13 protein-coding genes and 1 pseudogene are annotated in these 17,691 nt (G+C 42.4%); 8 read left to right on the forward strand and 6 right to left on the reverse strand.

Translation table 11 applies throughout. The features are described 5' to 3' along the window. Nucleotides 1-38: 38 nt before the first annotated feature. Nucleotides 39-1,073 carry a lysozyme inhibitor LprI family protein gene (locus tag NXS09_RS09485; RefSeq protein WP_259292281.1) on the forward strand — a complete coding sequence of 345 codons (1,035 nt, stop codon included), beginning with the start codon at nucleotides 39-41 and terminating at the stop codon, nucleotides 1,071-1,073. Nucleotides 1,074-1,238: 165 nt separating this feature from the next. Then, nucleotides 1,239-3,029: pseudogene (gene recQ, locus NXS09_RS09490) on the forward strand (DNA helicase RecQ); the annotation flags it as partial. Nucleotides 3,030-3,157: 128 nt separating this feature from the next. On the opposite strand, the gene argA reads toward recQ, so the two are convergent. Further along, nucleotides 3,158-4,480: an amino-acid N-acetyltransferase gene (gene argA / locus NXS09_RS09495; RefSeq protein ID WP_259292282.1), complete on the reverse strand. Its 1,323-nt coding sequence runs from the start codon at nucleotides 4,478-4,480 to the stop codon at nucleotides 3,158-3,160. Nucleotide 4,481: 1 nt separating this feature from the next. After that, on the reverse strand, nucleotides 4,482-4,976 hold the full coding sequence (locus tag NXS09_RS09500; RefSeq protein WP_259292283.1) for an MJ0042-type zinc finger domain-containing protein: 495 nt from the start codon (nucleotides 4,974-4,976) through the stop codon (nucleotides 4,482-4,484). A 279-nt stretch (nucleotides 4,977-5,255) separates the two neighbouring features. Between NXS09_RS09500 and NXS09_RS09505 the strand changes: the two genes are divergently transcribed. Then, nucleotides 5,256-5,444: a zinc-finger domain-containing protein gene (locus NXS09_RS09505; RefSeq protein ID WP_259292284.1), complete on the forward strand. Its 189-nt coding sequence runs from the start codon at nucleotides 5,256-5,258 to the stop codon at nucleotides 5,442-5,444. Nucleotides 5,445-5,581: 137 nt separating this feature from the next. On the opposite strand, the gene NXS09_RS09510 is transcribed toward NXS09_RS09505, so the two are convergent. The 4 genes from NXS09_RS09510 to NXS09_RS09525 all read right to left on the reverse strand — a co-directional run bounded on the left by NXS09_RS09510 (nucleotide 5,582) and on the right by NXS09_RS09525 (nucleotide 9,906). Then, nucleotides 5,582-6,232: an ABC transporter ATP-binding protein gene (locus tag NXS09_RS09510; protein ID WP_259292285.1), complete on the reverse strand. Its 651-nt coding sequence runs from the start codon at nucleotides 6,230-6,232 to the stop codon at nucleotides 5,582-5,584. Then, entirely contained in the window at nucleotides 6,229-7,026 is a 798-nt protein-coding gene (locus NXS09_RS09515) for an ABC transporter permease (protein WP_259292286.1), read from the reverse strand. The genes NXS09_RS09510 and NXS09_RS09515 overlap by 4 nt, the downstream gene beginning before the upstream one ends. Further along, entirely contained in the window at nucleotides 7,026-8,150 is a 1,125-nt protein-coding gene (locus NXS09_RS09520) for a capsule biosynthesis protein (protein ID WP_259292303.1), read from the reverse strand. Before NXS09_RS09520 ends, NXS09_RS09515 begins: the two co-directional genes overlap by 1 nt. A 586-nt stretch (nucleotides 8,151-8,736) precedes the next feature. Continuing rightward, nucleotides 8,737-9,906, reverse strand: a complete 1,170-nt coding sequence (locus NXS09_RS09525; RefSeq protein ID WP_259292287.1) for a polysaccharide biosynthesis/export family protein — start codon at nucleotides 9,904-9,906, stop codon at nucleotides 8,737-8,739. 260 nt (nucleotides 9,907-10,166) lie between these two features. Between NXS09_RS09525 and NXS09_RS09530 the strand changes: the two genes are divergently transcribed. From NXS09_RS09530 to NXS09_RS09550, 5 genes are all read left to right on the forward strand, one after another. Further along, nucleotides 10,167-11,129, forward strand: a complete 963-nt coding sequence (locus tag NXS09_RS09530) for a glycosyltransferase family 4 protein (RefSeq protein WP_259292288.1) — start codon at nucleotides 10,167-10,169, stop codon at nucleotides 11,127-11,129. Between the two features lie 13 nt (nucleotides 11,130-11,142). Beyond that, nucleotides 11,143-12,795 (forward strand): capsular biosynthesis protein, encoded by a 1,653-nt coding sequence (locus NXS09_RS09535; RefSeq protein WP_259292289.1) that lies wholly within the window; start codon nucleotides 11,143-11,145, stop codon nucleotides 12,793-12,795. Nucleotides 12,796-12,797: 2 nt separating this feature from the next. Continuing rightward, on the forward strand, nucleotides 12,798-13,931 hold the full coding sequence (locus NXS09_RS09540; RefSeq protein WP_259292290.1) for a glycosyltransferase family 61 protein: 1,134 nt from the start codon (nucleotides 12,798-12,800) through the stop codon (nucleotides 13,929-13,931). Nucleotides 13,932-14,045: 114 nt separating this feature from the next. Continuing rightward, on the forward strand, nucleotides 14,046-16,112 hold the full coding sequence (locus NXS09_RS09545) for a capsule polysaccharide biogenesis protein (protein ID WP_259292291.1): 2,067 nt from the start codon (nucleotides 14,046-14,048) through the stop codon (nucleotides 16,110-16,112). A gap of 55 nt (nucleotides 16,113-16,167) precedes the next feature. Beyond that, on the forward strand, nucleotides 16,168-17,568 hold the full coding sequence (locus NXS09_RS09550) for a capsule polysaccharide biogenesis protein (protein WP_259292292.1): 1,401 nt from the start codon (nucleotides 16,168-16,170) through the stop codon (nucleotides 17,566-17,568). Nucleotides 17,569-17,691 lie beyond the last annotated feature (123 nt).

Raw genomic sequence — 17,691 nt, forward strand, 5'->3', positions numbered from 1 at the left:
ATGCCGTCTGAAAACCATTCCTCCCCATAAGGACGACGATGTATAAAAAACTACTCACTTTATCTATTGTAGCCGCCTCACTCTCACTGGCGGCCTGTAGTGAAGACACACCCCAACAAACCACACCCGAACTGGCTTGTACCAATCCGGCCGTTGCCCAAAATATCCGCACCAATATTCAGGAAATCATCAAACAGGAAGCCGAATCCTTTGCCCGCAACGACAGCCGCCAGTTTATCGATGCCGACAAAATAATTGCCGCCGCCACCCAATTGGAAATCTCACTGGATAACGCCGCCCAAGACACCCAAAACGGCAGCCCGATTTGCAGTGCCGATTTAACCATCAAAATTCCAAATAATATTCTTGCCGCGGCCGAAACCAACAGTCCGTTGATTTACGGCAGCGACAAAACCATCGGCCAATTGGTACAGGAGCGCATTCGAGGCAGCAATCTGAACTACAATCAAGGTGCATTCACGCAAAAAATCAGCTATACGCCCGAAATTTCCACAGATACCGCTGCTGTGGATTATGAAGACAATACCGTAACCGTGATGGCGCAAAACATTAGCTCCGCCTTACTGCCTTATGGCGTGAAAAGCATCCTTCTTATCGACGGCAAGGCCGTGAAACGGGAAGACGCGCTCAATATGGATAAAGAAGCTTATGATGATCCGCCGCCCGCCGATCCCGAAGATATTTTAGAAAACAATGCCGCCAGCAGTATATTCGGCGATGAAACCGCCAATGCCGTTTCCGCCCCCGAAATATTAAGCCCCGAACCTCAACGCAATGAAATTACGTTTTCCGCCAACGAATTGGAACAGGCACAAAGCAATAATCAGGCGGCCAACAACGAAATCAACCGGGTATGGCGTAGCATTGATCAAAATGTTCAAAAGGAACTGCTCACCGAGCAACGCAACTGGATTCAAAGCAAAGACAATAATTGCCGCCAAGCCGCCGCCCAAGCCGACAGCGGCTTACAGGCAGAATATTTACGCCTCCAGTGTGATACCCGCATGACCCGCGAACGCAGCCAATATTTACGCGGCTATACCATTAACTGATTTATCACGCCGTTTGTTAAGAAGCTAGGCCGTCTGAAAAGTTTCAGACGGCTCATCTTATATATTATCCGCCCCATCCTACTTTTATCATCCACACATCGGCAGACATACCGAAAAAACGCTAAAATACACCTTTCCCATTTTCCCCGATACGGACGCCATCCGATGCCCCCATCCGCCCACCAGATTCTGCATGATGTTTTCGGCTATCCCGAGTTTCGCGGCAGCCAAGCCGAAATTGTGGAAACACTGGCAGGCGGTAACAGCCTATTGGTATTGATGCCGACCGGCGGCGGCAAATCACTCTGCTATCAGATTCCCGCCCTAATGCGCGAAGGTGTGGCCATCGTCGTATCGCCACTGATTGCCTTAATGAACGATCAGGTTGCCGCGCTCCATGCCGCCGGCGTGCCCGCCGCATGCGTACATAGCAGTACCACGCCGGACGAAGCCAGACAAATTGCCGACGATATTCAAACAGGCCGTCTGAAACTGCTTTATGTCGCGCCGGAACGTTTGGTTACCGAACGCTTCCTGCGTTTTCTCGACCAACATACTTTAAGCCTGTTTGCCATCGACGAAGCCCATTGCGTGAGCCAGTGGGGGCACGATTTCCGCCCGGAATACCAACAGCTCGGCATTCTTGCCGACCGCTATCCGAATGTGCCCCGCATCGCGCTCACCGCTACCGCCGATGCCGCCACCCGCGCCGATATCAAGCACCATTTACGCTTGGAAGATGCTGCCGAATTTGTGGCCGGTTTCGACCGCCCCAATATCTATTACCAAGTGATTGAAAAAAACAACGGTAAAAAGCAGCTACTTGATTTCATTATGAAACAGATGGCCGGACAAAGCGGCATCGTTTATTGCCTAAGCCGTAAAAAAGTAGAAGATACCGCCCGCTTTTTATGCGAACACGGTTTGGATGCCATTCCCTATCATGCCGGCCTAAGTATGGACATTCGTGAAGCCAATCAGCAACGTTTCACCCGTGAAGACGGCGTAATTGTTGTCGCCACCGTGGCGTTCGGCATGGGTATCGACAAGCCCGATGTGCGTTTTGTCGCCCACCTTGATATGCCGCAAAGCGTCGAACATTTTTATCAGGAATCCGGCCGGGCCGGACGCGACGGCCTACCCGCCGCCAGTTGGCTATGTTACGGCCTGAACGATTGGGTATTACTACGCGAGCGCATTCAAACCGGCAATAGCGACGAAGCGCAAAAACAGGTTGAGCTGCAAAAACTCGATGCCATGCTGGCCGTTTGCGAAACCGCCGAATGCCGCCGCGTGTTGCTGCTCAAACATTTCGGTGAAGACAGCGAACCCTGCGGCCATTGCGACAACTGCCTGCACCCCCCTACCCGTTTTGACGGCACCATTCCGGTACAAAAACTTTTAAGCTGCGTTTACCGCGTCGGCCAACAATTTGCCACCGGCTATGTGATTAATGTACTCAAAGGCAAAAACGACGATTGGATTATCCGCAACGGTCACCACCGTTTATCCACTTTCGGTATCGGCGATAATTTTACCGACAAAGAATGGCGCGGGATTGTCCGCCAATGTATCAGCCTCGGCTATCTGACCGTTAATCCGCTGCTGCACCAATCGCTACAACTCACCGAAGCGGCTAAAAAAGTGCTCAAAGGTGATGCCCAAGTTTGGCTGCGGCCACTCAAACGCGACAAAGCCGCCACCCAAAAACCCAAAGAAGAATGGCTGCGCACCGAACGCGAAGAGCGCATCTGGCAGGCCTTGCGGCGCTGGCGCAAACAACGTGCCGACGATAATAACGTGCCCGCTTATGTGATTTTCGGCGACCGCACACTCAGGGCGATTGTAGAAAATATGCCGCACAACCATGCCGACTTACACCATATTTACGGTATGGGCGAAGCTAAAATCCAGCAATTCGGTGACGAAGTCTTAGAAATTTGTGCCGAGTTTGCAGAAGATGTTTAAACACGGTTATCAGGCCGTCTGAAAACAAAAAACTTCTTTCTCAAGCAAAAACAAACCGCAGCGGCAATCCATACCGATACGGTTTATTTTTTTAGATAGATTGGCTATTTCAGCCGTTATTCAGAGGCAATCGGATAAACAAATACTTTGGAACGGCGTTTGCTTTCCCAATATTCATTCAGCCTGCTTTCAGGCAATTCCTCAGGGGAGGCCGTCTGAAAACCACGTTCGATAAACCATTCCCCCGTATGCGTGGATAAAGCAAACAGGCGGCGGATATGGCGTTGGCGCGCCTGATGAATCAAGTGTTCGAGCAGGCGCTCGCCGTAGCCGCTATCCCGTGCTTCGGGCAATACCACCAAACAGGCCAATTCCCCCGCATCGCTATTGGGAAAGGTTTTCAGGGCGACACAACCGTAAATCTGATTATCGTGTTCCAATACCGAAAATTCACTGATATGGTTTTCCAAATATTCCCGACTGCGGCGCAATAGCACACCCTGTTCTTCAAGCGGGCGTATCAGATTGGTAATTTCCGGAATATCACCGATTTGCGCTTCACGGATATTCATAAACGCATCCAGCGCAATAGAAGTACCCACCCCATGACGGGTGAACAATTCCGCAATCAGGCCACCGTTTTTACGGCCGCTGAGAATCTGAGTGCGCTCAATACCGCTTTCCACCGCATTCACCGCCGATTTCAGCAATCTTCGTTGATCGGGGGAAACCGTTTGATTATCGAGCAGGGTGCGGGCTTCTTGTGCCGAAAGATTACTCAACACTCCACCATCCGCATCCATAATGCCTTCTTCTTCAATCAGATAAATCAGCTTTTCTGCTTGTAGCGCAATGGCGGCGGCTTCGGCAATATCGCCCATACTTAAATTGAATGTTTTGCCGCTGAGTGAATGGCCAATCGGGCTGATCAACACCAATGCTCCGTCATTCAGACGGCTACAAATACTTTCGGCATCGACTTTGCGCACAATACCGGTGTGGCACATGTCAATTCCATCTATCACACCGAGCGGACGGGCGGAAACAAAATTGCCGCCGGCGATACTCAACGGGCGGCTACGGAAAGGCGTATGGACAATCCCGGTCAGCAAGGCTGCTTCGATATCGCTGCGAATCATGCCGCAGGCCTGCTTCACATGAATTAAAGCATCATCGTCGGTAATACGGCGGCCATTATGATATTCCGGCAAACGGCCGGCAACGGTATCTAAAGCATTAATTTGCGTACGCGAACCATGAACGACCACCAAACGTATCCCCAAGCCGGCAATCAGATTCAGATCGGCAGCCAGAGTTCGGAGTGTTTCACCGGAAAGCAGGCTATCGGCCACGCCGACAACCAACGTTTTACCGCGCAAATATTGAATATAAGGCGCGGCTTCCCGAAAATCACGGATAAAATCGACAACATTAGCCATATTAATTTAATAAGATTATGTAAAAAAGTTGCATAATCAATACCGTTAGCGCAATCAGCGTTGCCAGTGTCCAATTAACGCTCTCTTTGGCAGGCGGCGCGGCAACCGGTGCCGGAGGAACAACTGATTCAGGTGAAGATTCGGCAGATACGTTGGCGAAGGCTGCATCTACTTCATGCTCTTGTTCGGATAGTGAAAATTCAGCCAACTTGGCTTCGTCACCGGAATGCATATTATCCAATAACTCGGCAATTTCATTTTTCGACAACACTTTTTTAGCGCGTACCTTAGGGCCGAGCGCATGTATCAACTTAGTGTCGGTCAAAGCATTGGGTAAGTCGGTAGGTTCCGGTTCGTCCGGCATAGCCGTAATGTGGCCTCTGGCCTGAAAAAGGCCGTCGCATTTGCTACATACCACGAAGCCTTGGGCAACATTAAATTGTGTATTGTTAACCCAAAGCCGGGTCTTACAATGTGGGCAGGTGCAAACAGGCATAATATTTATAATAAAAGTGATTTATGAAAAAAGTATTCTAAGTGTTTTCAAACCGCCTGTGAAGCCAGATACGGCAAGCGGCCCGATACCGTATCTAACCGGATAACCAATCTACAAGGACGGTTATCAATCAGCAACAAAATACTCAAAACAGTGATGAAAATTTCCCGCCATACTTTAAAATTATGCGGGCATGACGTACCATATAAGCTATTACCTAAACATTTGGCTAATGTGTATCCGCTTTACTTCAAGTGATAATAAAATAAAGGACAAAATATGAACAAACCCCAACCTACCGTAGTGATTACGCCCGACGACCTGCCCTTATACTGCTCCGGCCCCACCAATGAATCTTGGAACGGCCATCCGCGCGTGTTTCTGCCGATTGAATCTAACGGCATGATCGAATGCCCCTACTGCGGCACTACCTACAAATTGGAAGGCGAAGTTAAAAAACATCACTAAGATGAAACGGATACGGCAGCATATTGATGCTGCTTTTTTATAAGCTATCGGCAATATTATCCATGGGTTGATGAAAAATATTTCTTTTCCAGGCCGTCTGAAACGTTTTATCTGTCCGACACTACAGGCTGTTATATTTAAGCCTGATTATTATAATACCGATAGGCTTCTTCCATGTTTTCAAACTGATAAAGACTACCCGCTTCCAACACCATAGCATTATCGCAATATTGCTTCATCGCGCTCGGGCTATGCGATACCAAAATAATCGAGCGGTCTTGGCGTTTTTCAAATAGCTCATAACGGCATTTTTCCGAAAACCGCGAATCCCCCACCGCAATCACCTCATCAATCAAATAACAATCAAACTCGACCGCCAAAGACAAAGCAAACGCCAGCCGCGCCTTCATACCCGAAGAATAATTTTTTACCGGTTCGTATAAATACTGCCCCAGCTCTGAAAACTCTTCGGTAAACGCCTTCACATAATCGGCATCCACATTATAAATACGGCAGATAAAACGCAAATTATCCATACCAGTGAGGCTGCCTTGGAAAGCACCGCTAAACGCCAGCGGCCAAGAAATACTCATTGTGCGTTTGATTTCACCTTCGCTTGGCGGCTCCACTCCGCTAATCAGGCGGATTAATGTTGACTTACCCGCCCCATTTCTACCCAAAATGCCGACTTTTTCCCCTTTTTGCAGCTGAAAATGAATGTCTTGCAATACGGTACGCCAGCCAAAGCGTGTTTTATACCGCTTGGAAACATGCTCTACCGAAATCATTGTGCTTCCACCCCTTTACTGAATCCGGCCACCATAGTCAACCCGACAAACAATAAAACCAAATCACACAGCAACAAATACCACGGATTTTCCATAGTGCCTGCCGAACTGCCGAAATAGCCGTGCCGGAACATTTCCGTACCGTGAATCATCGGAACCCATAATAGATATTTTTGTGCCTGTACAGGTAAGGAAGATACAAAAAAGAAAGCCCCGGAAAGTGGCATTAAAATAAAACTCAACGTACCCCAGATTTTGCCGAATGAATCGAATTTAAACGCAATTGAACAAATAATCAAACCTAAACCAAATGCAAACAATGCCATTAGCAACCAAGCCAAGAGCATATAAAAAATATCATTCGGCACATTAATCCAACGAATGGCAATCAACCCCGCCATAATTACGACCTGGGCAATTGTTGCCCCAGCCACTTCTAATAATGTACGGCTAATAATCGTATCCAACACACGCACATTACGGTGATACAACAAACTAATATTAGCGGAAATCGCTCCAATAGTACGATTCGACGTATTTCGCCACATCATTGCCATTGGATACCCCGTTAACACAAAGGCAACAATATTCAAAGAAGAAACACTATCGGCACGCAAAAACTTCCATAAAAAAACAATTAGCAAAGTCAGCATCAAAGGTTCGACAAACAGCCACAGAAAACCCAGATTATTGCGCCCGTAGCGGGTAATAATCTCTCGCATCAGCAGTGCACCGATCACCCTTTTCTGAATGGCCAAAGACTCTTTTAATGAGGTTTCATATAAGGTTTTCATCAGTTTTTATGCTCTCTCACACTCGCAGTCAGTAAAGTGATAATGCCATACAACATTAAGCCGATAACCAAAGTGGCAATAATGTTATAAAATCTTTGTGGCTTTAGTGCCGAATCAGGCTTACTCGGATATGAGATCACTTCTAAATACAGCTGCTTACGATCTGCTTCGACTTTAGCACTTTCCAAAGACACAATAGCCGCAGCTAGTTGTTTTTCTGCTAATTCATTTTCAAGGAATAAACGCTGATAAGATGCAGCTTGGGCGGTAATAGACTTATCCGAACTGCCTGAAATCATCTGCATCTGTTGCTTGATTTCACGCTTTAAACTTCTCTCTCGCGCCTGCAAGCCTGATATTTGCGGGTTTTCCGGTGCAATTGCCCGCACCTGATCTAATTGGGTTTGAATCACAATCAGCTCGTCTTGCAATTTGGATACCAAGCCCATTTTGGCTTCCGATTGAGCTTTTAAATCGAAAATACCGTTTTGGGTACGGTATACCGCCATATCTTCCGCCGCCTGCTTCACCCTCTCTTCGGCAACCAAAACATTCTGCTCCGCCTGAGTCAGACTGTCTTTTCTTGCCCGCTCATTCAGTTTATTAATCAAATCTTCGCCAGCCCGCAACAGCGCACTATTAATTGCCTGCGATTCACCGGCATTAAAAGATTCCACCCCTAACACGGAAATACCCGATATAGGTTCAAAAGAAATTTTCACCTTATCTTTATAATATTGGTAAAACGCTTCCTCACTATCGTACCAGCCAAACCCGTTAAAACGGCTGAAAATATCACCTTTGGTTTCATAATAAGAACGGACGGGAATAGTTTTATCCAATTCAGACAAAGCAGTACGCGAACCCATATATTCACGCACGGTATAGGTATCGTCTTGTGCACGGCTCAAGCCCGCACTTTGTAATAAAGCCCCCAACCCCGTTACCGAAGTCTGATTGCTTTGCGAACGCACCACAAAACTGGATTCGGATACATAACGATCAGCTGCCCATACGGAAAAATAGACTGTAGAACACACGGTCGGAATAATCACCGTTATCCAAAAAAGCTTACTAAAGCGCCGTATAAAAGGCTTACGTTTTTTTTCCTGTTCTTTCGCCACCTGCTCCGAAGCCTGTTTGGTCTTAACCGCTTCCTGTTCTTTCGCTGCCTGTTCTTCAGCCTGTTTGGCTTTTGCGGCTTCTTGTTCTTTTGCCGCCTGTTCCGCAGCCTGTTTGGCCTTGGCCGCTTCTTGCTCTTTTGCCGCCTGTTCCGCAGCCTGTTTGGCTTTGACCGCTTCTTGCTCCTTGGCCGCCTGCTCCTCAGCCTGTTTCGCTTTGGCGGCTTCTTGTTCTTTCGCCGCTTTTTCTGCAGCCTGTTTGGCCTTGGCCGCTTCTTGCTCTTTTGCCGCCTGTTCCGCAGCCTGTTTGGCTTTGACCGCTTCTTGTTCTTTTGCCGCCTGTTCCGCAGCCTGTTTGGCCTTGGCCGCTTCTTGCTCTTTTGCCGCCTGTTCCGCAGCCTGTTTGGCCTTGGCCGCTTCTTGCTCTTTTGCCGCCTGTTCCGCAGCCTGTTTGGCTTTGACCGCTTCTTGTTCTTTTGCCGCCTGTTCCGCAGCCTGTTTGGCTTTTGCGGCTTCTTGTTCTTTCACTGCCTGTTCAGACTGCGTTTTTTCCCTATCTAAATTTTGTTCAGACATCACACTTTCCCGATTATTCACCCAAATTATTAATACTGTTTACTCCGCTCACAACCGGAGAAAACACAAATTGTAGGAATTTTTGTACCTCAGCCAATGGCGCATTCGCCACATAAACAATATCTTTGTTTTTTACCGGAAACCGTTGTAGCCAAAATAAAGAATTGGCATCAGAAAGATCCATACGGTATACCGTCGGTACATCCATTGCCAAACTGTATCCCTTGTTCAACCACCTTCCCTGCTCATTATCAGGCAGTGCCGAAACAGGCTGATAGCGGAACACAAACACCCCCCCTGCATTAGAACGCCTGTCTTGTAAGCCGCCCACTGTACCAAGTGCTTCACCTAAATTCATTCCTTTGGCCGAAAAACCCACCTGCCTATTTCGCCCTAATGCGCCTAAAGCCGTAAAACTAAACGGATTGCTCAACAAAGTTAGTACATCGCCGGAACGCAATACCACATTTTGCGACGAATCCGCCGTAATCTTTTCCAGTGCTACCGTCCGAACCATATCGCCTCGTGCCAACTGCACCGATATATCCTGAATATTGCCATCAGCGCCACCGACAGCGGCTACGGCATCCAATACCCGCTCATGATGCCCAGTTAGCGGCATACGGAGGCTTTTACCACTGCCAATCACCGTTACATTACTGGAATTATTTTGTACCACCCGCACCATAGCCTGCGGCTGATTCGCCATCTTTTTCAGACGGCCGATAATATACTGGCGGATTTCAGCCGGTGTTTTACCACTCACCGAAACATTACCTAAAAAAGGCATGGAAATCATGCCTTGAGAATTTACAGCCTGCGGCGGCAAGCTCACCGTCTGCGCCGCTCCCGAACCCAATGAAGTTAGCGAACCGCCAAACAAAACCGCCGGCGGCGCTTCCCACAAAGTGATTTCCAAAATATCACCCTCGCCAACCCTATCGGCAAATCCCGATCCGGATACGCCAAAATCGGCAAATGATTGCTTATAGTCGGCAACATAAAGTGAAGAAACCACACGCTCATCAACATCAACAACAGCCACATCAGGCACTTGTTGCTCTTGAGTGTTTTGTGATTGCAGGCCGTTAATCTGTTTTTGGCTAGGGCCTGATGTTGGTAAATTACCACAAGACGATAACCCTATCACCCAAAATAAAATTTTAAAAAATTTAAGATCCATTTCAAATTGAACTCTCATTACACCAACAAATTAAATATCAGTTAGTTAGCAACATTAAATTAATATCTACAAATTTACTATATACAAAATTAAAACAAATATTATATTTCACAAATTTTATCATTACTACTCCAAATAACATACATAAAATAATATTAATTATTAAAATACCCTATCATCATAATAAATTATAAAATAAATTTACATAACCTAACAAAATGTGTTATAGTGGTAAAAACTAAAAATCAGGTAATTATAATATGAGTAAAATTATTATTAACCATGTTATGTCTAATGATGCACAGAGTGGTATTTTCAATTCCATTATTGAATATTTTTCAAAATACAGCCCAACGAACTTCGAACATATAGTCAGTATTTCTCCGATAGAAAATGCTGATATTTATCATTACCACCGGCCTCATCTTGAAAGCAAATTAAAACCTAATTCAGTCTGTACGGTTCATCATGATCTCAATGATCCAGATCCTTGGCATGCAAAATTCAGATTTATTCCTAGATACATGGAAGCCGCCGCTATTGTTTGTTTGAATCAAACTCAAAAGAATATATTGGTGGAACAAAATTTAGCCGAAAGCAAATTATTGGTCATCCCCCACGGATATCATTCAAGTTATTTAAAACTTAAAAATAAAAGCCAATGGCTGAATACCCCTGCGGGCGAGTCTAAAAAAATTACTCTAGGTATTGCATCTCGTCGATATGGTAGAAGAGTAAAAGGAGATGCCTATTTACTTGAGCTTGCAAAAAGACTTGATCCCGAATATTTCAGATTTGTTTTTGTGGGACAAGACCGCTCATTAAGCTGCCTTGAAATGAGAAATCTAGGTTATGAAGCGATAGCTTATGAGCGACTGCCTTATCGCATGTTCCAAAGTTTTTATGAAGAAATAGATATTTTATTAATGTGCAGTAGCCACGAGGGAGGACCTGCCAATGCTCCTGAAGCATTAGCAACAGGCACACCTATTTTTTCATCCCGTATAGGCATTCCTAAAGACATATTAGAAGAAGGCATTAATGGTTTATTTTTAAGCCTAGATCCCGATCAAGATGCAGAAAATATTATGAATATATGTGTTTATGAACCTGAACAACTTGTTTCTTTGATTCAAAATGCTAGTAAGCCCAATCCAAAAATTTTTACATGGGAAAGCTGCATTAATAAAAACATAGAAGTTTACAAATCTATAATAAATTAAAGGAATCTTTCCCATGTCTTTATCTATTCTAATTCCAGACTCTTTACATATTAATAAAAAAAACTTTACATCATTCCATACCTTTATAGAACAACAAAAAATTAAAGTGCATATCGAAGATAGTCATAAAGATTGGATTGCCTTATATGGTGTATACAATAATAAAATAGATATTTTAGAAGATAAAGTAGAATTCTTATCTAAATTAACAAAGAATGATCTTTTTAATTTCAAAGTAAATGAAATAAATATTTTTTATATTTGTAGAGCAGAATTATTATCTTTAGTATCAGTTCAACCTATATGGTATGAAAATAGTTATCCTGATAGCACTGAGAAAATATTTTACAAACTCTTTGAAAATAATAGATTAGACCTACTCCATAATATGGCAGCAGCTTGGTATTGGGTGAGTTTTTGGAAAAAGAAATTAGCTGATTTACCTAAATTCAGCCACTGCTGTATTTTTTCAGGTAGTTTGATTTATCAACGCTCACTTATTGAATTGTTAAAGCATACCGCAACCAAAGTTATGGTTATGGAAAGCCTATTTACGGGTAATGAATACTATTGTGAAGAACGTTATTCACCAATAGCAAATAATAGTGATATTAAACATAACACTATTTATAAGAGCCATTTAAAAGCTTTAGAAGATAAAAATTTATATGATAGAGAAAGAATCAAAGCTATAAATAAATTTATTTTATCTAAAAATAAAAATGTTGAACAACCAACTAACTCTGTTGATATTAGCTTTAAAGATATGACAAAGCCAATTGTGACTATAGTAGGACAGGTAATTAATGACTTTTCTGTTTTAGAATATAAAAATCTTGGTTTATCAACAATTGATACTTATAAAAAAATAATTTATCAATTGGCAAGTGCTGGCTTTAATGTGGTTTTCAAAAGCCACCCATGGGAAGAGAAAAAAAATAATATTAAAACAGCATTAACAAAAAAAATAATTGAGTCTTATATTAATGAACTACCTGAGGATTTAAAAGAATCTATACAAGTTGTTGATCATTATTCAATAAAAAAACTTTTCTCACAATCAAAATGGATTATGGGATTAAACTCGCAAGGTTTGCTAGAAGCTGCCTTTGAGGGTTTTAAACCTATCCAACTTGGAAATGCTTTTTATGGAAACAAAGGATTTACACATGACTATCATGTTAATGATCTGCCCAAATTAATTGAAAATATGCTTAATAATAGTATAAATCCTATTTTAACTCTAACTGAATTTAATGATTTTGAAAAGTTTATAACAGTTTTACTCCAAAAACATACTGTATCTATCCACAACTCAGGTTTATTAAACTTGAGAAATATTTTTGCGTTACCTAATACTATTCCTTTAGTAACATCAGCAAATGTAAAAAAAATAAGTTCACCTGCTAATTTAAAAAAGTCAAATGACCTTACTAAAACTAATGATACTAAAAATCAAAAAACGCAAATAAGTGCTGCTCCACTTCAAAATAATTATGCTGTAGCAACAATTAAAAATACTGATATTAATTTGGTTTTAAATCATAAAACTCATAAAAGAAAATTAACAAAACTTAAAACGAATCCACGTTTATTTTTTTCAGAGTCAAAGTTTGCAATTTTAAGACCATTACGTCACTTATTCTCCTATAAGGAACTATCGTAAATATGAAACGTTATTATGCTTTGGATTTAAGAAAATTAGCTCAAAATCCTATTGACGGTTGTAAATTTCATTTACATGAACCATCTATCATTATGAGTAGTAGTATAAATCCATTATTTGAGCAACAAGAAGATGATATTAAATTAGATGAATATAGCAATATTTTTACTTCCGAATACAGATGCCCTGAAATTTATACAGCTATTATTGATAATTGTGTAATTTCTCCTAGAGCACCTAATCTACCTAGATATTGGGGATTATTTTTTCAAAATTACTATGCTTTTAACTTCTTAAGCAATGATGCAAAAAAAGAATTTTCTAAAAATAATTATTTTCAATGTGAAGACAATATTATTTATGCTGATTTAAACCAATTTAGTAAAACACATATTCAAGGTACATCCGTTTGGTTTTATTCATTCAAGAATTTAGATCATCTATTACGAGAATGTTTGCCCTCATTAATAAACATCAAGAAACTGGGTTATGATTTAAACGATTTAAAATTTATCTGCCCGGAACTTCCTAAAGATGCAATAGACTTATTTAATGATTTTGGCATACCAAAAGAAAATATTATAAGTTTGGATAATGTTTGGCTATCTTTTGATAAATTAATAGTGCCTTGTTTCAGTAGTTTTGGTCATTTACACACTCCTACAAAATATTATACAGACGTATTAGATTACGGGAAAAAGTGTAATGGACATATTAAAAGATTTTATATATCAAGGAAAAATGCCAAAGAACGTAGAATTATCAATGAAAATATATTATTTGATGATTTACAAGAAAGAGGCTTTGAAATAGTAGAGCCGGGAAATTATTCTAAATCTCAACAAAGAGAATTATTTTCTAATGCTGAAATTATAATTGGACCTCATGGGATGGGTATAGCAAATGCTGTATTTTCTAAAGATTTAACCCTTTTGATTGAAATAATGAATACTGATTATAATCGTGTAAGCTATTTCAGGACTGCTCAATTACGCAATGCTCAATATGGTGCTTACTATATTAAACCGCTGAAAAGTGATTTTAATCCTAAAAATAATCGGTTTGGCGATGTTCTTATTAATAGAAGTAAATTTTTAATGTTTCTAGATTTTATGATTTCTAAAATAAAGAAATAAATTTTAAGATAAGAAAAATTTGTTTCTTTCTATTTTTGAATGGAAATCTATATCTATTTTCTTCTACTATTAACAAATCCCTAACCCTAATGGCTACGAATAAAACTTTTCAAAATGATAGCAAAGCCGCTTATTCTTTCTAAAGGCATTTGGAAAATAATTTCTGCCTGCAATTTTTTTCCCGAATATCATTTTCAGAAAAATATTGCTCAGGCAGATGCTGTTTTCGGTTGGGGCTTGCGCCCATCTACCCGTAAAGCACAGGCTTATGCCAAGCAATACTCTCTTCCTTATATTGCCTTGGAAGACGGCTTTATCCGTTCGCTCGGATTAGGTGCAAAAGGCCATCTGCCGCTTTCTTTGGTCGTCGATGATGCGGGGATTTATTATGACACTACCCGCCCCTCGCGTTTGGAACATCTGATTTTGAGCGCAGATTCGATGGCGCCCGAAATGCTTGCCGATGCCGGAAAAGCCATTAGTTTTATTATTCACAACAAGCTTTCCAAATATAACCATGCACCGGAATTTTCAGACGGCCTCAAAAGAGGCAGGCCGTCTGAAAAACCTATTGTTTTGGTGGTTGATCAGACTTTCGGCGATATGGCGGTGAAATATGGCGGTGCAAACGAGCATACTTTTTATGAAATGTTTCAGACGGCCTTATCTGAAAACCCTGATGCGGAAATCTGGGTAAAAACGCATCCTGATGTTTTGAGTGGTAAAAAACGCGGCTATCTAACCGATATTTCTTTATCGGATAACCGTATCCGTTTATTGGCACAAGATATCAATCCGATTTCTCTTTTGGAAAAAGCCGATAAGGTTTACTGCGTGACCTCTCAAATGGGGTTTGAAGCATTATTGCTGGATAAACATGTGGTTACTTTTGGCCTGCCTTGGTATGCAGGATGGGGCATTTCAGACGACCGCCATGAAGCGTTACCTGATCTGATTCAGCAAAATCGACGCAGCTCCCGCTCGGTTGTGCAGCTTTTTGCGGCGGCTTATCTGCAATACAGCCGCTATATCAACCCCAACACGGACGAGCCGGGTACGATATTCGATGTGATGGATTATCTGACTGCCGCCCGCCGTCTGAATGAGAAGCTGCGCGGTTGTTTTTATTGTGTCGGTATGTCTTTGTGGAAGCGTGCGATTATCAAGCCTTTTTTTAATGTGCCCTCATGCCGTCTGAAATTTGTTTCTTCCATTGAGAAGCTCGAAAAAACAACCCTTCCCCAAGATGCCCGGCTTTTAATATGGGGGCGTGGCAATGATGAAATCAATAAATTTGCCGAAAACCGCCGTCTGCCTGCGGTTTATATGGAAGACGGCTTTATCCGTTCGGTCGGTTTGGGTTCTAATCTGGTGGCGCCGCTTTCATTGGTTACCGATGATATCGGTATTTATTTTGATGCTTCCCGCCCTTCCCGCTTGGAATCTATTTTAGAAAACCAAGTATTTAGCGAACAAGATTTTCAGACGGCCTCATATATTGCGGATATGCTTACTCGGGCGAAAATCAGTAAATATAATGTAGGCGGGGGCAAGCTCGATATACCGGACACCCAACGTCAAATCCTGTTGGTGCCCGGCCAAGTGGAAGACGATGCTTCTATTCGTTTCGGTTCGCCCAAAATTGATACCAATTTGGCCTTATTGAAAAAAGTTCGGGAACGCCATCCCGAAGCTTATATTATTTATAAACCCCATCCCGATGTGGTTAGCGGCAACCGTATCGGTGCGGTTGCAGTTGAAGATGCGGCAAAATATGCGGATCAGGTGGCGGCGGATTGCGATATTCTCACCTGTTTGGAAGCTGTAGACGAAGTACACACCATGACATCTCTGGCAGGTTTTGAAGCATTGCTGCGCGGTAAAACGGTTTACTGCTACGGCCTGCCTTTCTATGCCGGCTGGGGGCTAACCCACGATGATTTAACGGTTTCGAGAAGAACGCGCAAGCTGGCTTTATGGGAATTAATTGCCGGCACCCTTATTTATTATCCAAGCTATATCCACCCTGAAACCCGTCGTTTTATTTCTGTTGATATGGCTATCCGCATTCTTTCTCTATATAAAAAACAAAATAAAAACAATAATTTAATTGAAAAAAGCTTTTTATCTAAGCAATTAGGCAAATTAAAACAGCTTTCTGCGTCACTAAAATCTAATTGATTGTTTAATTAATGTTATAATTACAAATATTTTAAAAAAATAACAAATAATAAACATGGGAAAAATATATACCAAAAGCAATTTGGAAGCTTTAGCACTCCAAAGTAAACGTCTACTACTTCTTCAGGGGCCTATCGGATCTTTTTTTAAAGATTTTTCAAAATGGCTAACGGATGAACATGCCAAAACCGTTTTTAAATTAAATTTTAATTATGGTGACGAGTATTTCTATCCGGAAGATATACCAAATACTTTTGCCTATCGGGATACTTATCAGGCTTTCCCCAATATGCTGGCTGCCTTTATTACCGAGCATAAAATCGATACGATTGTATGCTTTGGCGATACGCGGCCTTATCATCAGATAGCCAAACAGATAGCAACCGCTCAAGGCTTGGATTTCTGGGCATTCGAGGAAGGTTATTTCCGCCCGTTTTATATTACCTTGGAAAAAAGCGGTGTGAATGCTTTTTCCCCCCTTCCCCGTTGCGCTACTTTTTTTCAAACACAATTATCATCCCTACCCCAAACCGTATATCAGCAACCGCCCGTTATCAAAGGCGGCTTTGTGCCGATGGCAAAATGCGCCATCCGCTACTATTGGGCAGCCAACCGCCGCAGCAAATTGTATCCGCATTATATTCATCACCGCATGATGGATATGCCTGTTTATATCCGCTCTTGGGCACTTTCAGGGCTTAAGCGGCTGCTTTATGTATTAAAAGATTATCAATTTGCACGCGCCGTTAAAAACGGACGCTATGGCAAATTTTATATTTTACCGTTGCAGGTGTTTAATGACAGTCAAGTGCGCGTTCACAGCGATTTTTCATCGGTGCGGAATTTTCTATTGCATGTTTTGGCCTCTTTTGCCACTCATGCACCCGAAGACACCAATCTGATTATCAAACATCATCCGATGGATAGGGGGTTTACCGATTACCGTAAAGATATTCAACAGTTTATCAAGCAACACCCCAAGCTTAAAAAACGTATTTTTTATGTTCATGATACCTCCCTGCCCACCCTGTTGCGGCATGGTATAGGTATGGTTACCCTCAATAGCACCAGCGGGCTTTCCGCACTGATTCACAATATGCCGGTTAAAGTAATCGGGCGTTGCAGTTATGATATTGCCGGCATAACATGCCAAAATAGCTTGGCTCAGTTTTGGAAACAGCCGACACCGCCTAATCCCGAGCTATTTCATGCTTATCGGATGTATCACCTGAATACGACGCAAATCCACGGTAATTTTTACAGTAAAGTTAATCTACCCGAAATTGCAAACAACAGATATATTGCAATACACCCTATTGAAACTGGTCATAGCTATATGTCTGCCCATACCCGTTCGGATGTGTACAGCCCGCTTAGTTCCGGCCAGTCTTTTCAGAATTCAAACCATCTGCCGGTTTCGGCCTACTATTCGTTATGCAATCACAAGCACCAGTAAAGTATTGAATACAATGCTAGACCAAAGCGGATAAGCAAATGAATCAAACATGTAAAAACACATGCAGGGACACTTTGTAACCAAGAGGCCGTCTGAAAAGTTTTCAGACGGCCTCTTCATCAT

The sequence above is a fragment of the Neisseria montereyensis genome (genome assembly GCF_024834045.1).
GTDB classification, from domain to species: domain Bacteria; phylum Pseudomonadota; class Gammaproteobacteria; order Burkholderiales; family Neisseriaceae; genus Neisseria; species Neisseria montereyensis.

Excerpts from the sequence above, each read along its gene's own strand:
- NXS09_RS09485 (WP_259292281.1), top strand. The coding sequence starts at position 39 with ATGTATAAAAAACTACTCACTTTATCTATTGTAGCCGCCTCACTCTCA.
- argA (WP_259292282.1), bottom strand. The coding sequence starts at position 4,480 with ATGGCTAATGTTGTCGATTTTATCCGTGATTTTCGGGAAGCCGCGCCT.
- NXS09_RS09500 (WP_259292283.1), bottom strand. The coding sequence starts at position 4,976 with ATGCCTGTTTGCACCTGCCCACATTGTAAGACCCGGCTTTGGGTTAAC.
- NXS09_RS09505 (WP_259292284.1), top strand. The coding sequence starts at position 5,256 with ATGAACAAACCCCAACCTACCGTAGTGATTACGCCCGACGACCTGCCC.
- NXS09_RS09510 (WP_259292285.1), bottom strand. The coding sequence starts at position 6,232 with ATGATTTCGGTAGAGCATGTTTCCAAGCGGTATAAAACACGCTTTGGC.
- NXS09_RS09515 (WP_259292286.1), bottom strand. The coding sequence starts at position 7,026 with ATGAAAACCTTATATGAAACCTCATTAAAAGAGTCTTTGGCCATTCAG.
- NXS09_RS09525 (WP_259292287.1), bottom strand. The coding sequence starts at position 9,906 with ATGGATCTTAAATTTTTTAAAATTTTATTTTGGGTGATAGGGTTATCG.
- NXS09_RS09530 (WP_259292288.1), top strand. The coding sequence starts at position 10,167 with ATGAGTAAAATTATTATTAACCATGTTATGTCTAATGATGCACAGAGT.
- NXS09_RS09535 (WP_259292289.1), top strand. The coding sequence starts at position 11,143 with ATGTCTTTATCTATTCTAATTCCAGACTCTTTACATATTAATAAAAAA.
- NXS09_RS09540 (WP_259292290.1), top strand. The coding sequence starts at position 12,798 with ATGAAACGTTATTATGCTTTGGATTTAAGAAAATTAGCTCAAAATCCT.
- NXS09_RS09545 (WP_259292291.1), top strand. The coding sequence starts at position 14,046 with ATGATAGCAAAGCCGCTTATTCTTTCTAAAGGCATTTGGAAAATAATT.
- NXS09_RS09550 (WP_259292292.1), top strand. The coding sequence starts at position 16,168 with ATGGGAAAAATATATACCAAAAGCAATTTGGAAGCTTTAGCACTCCAA.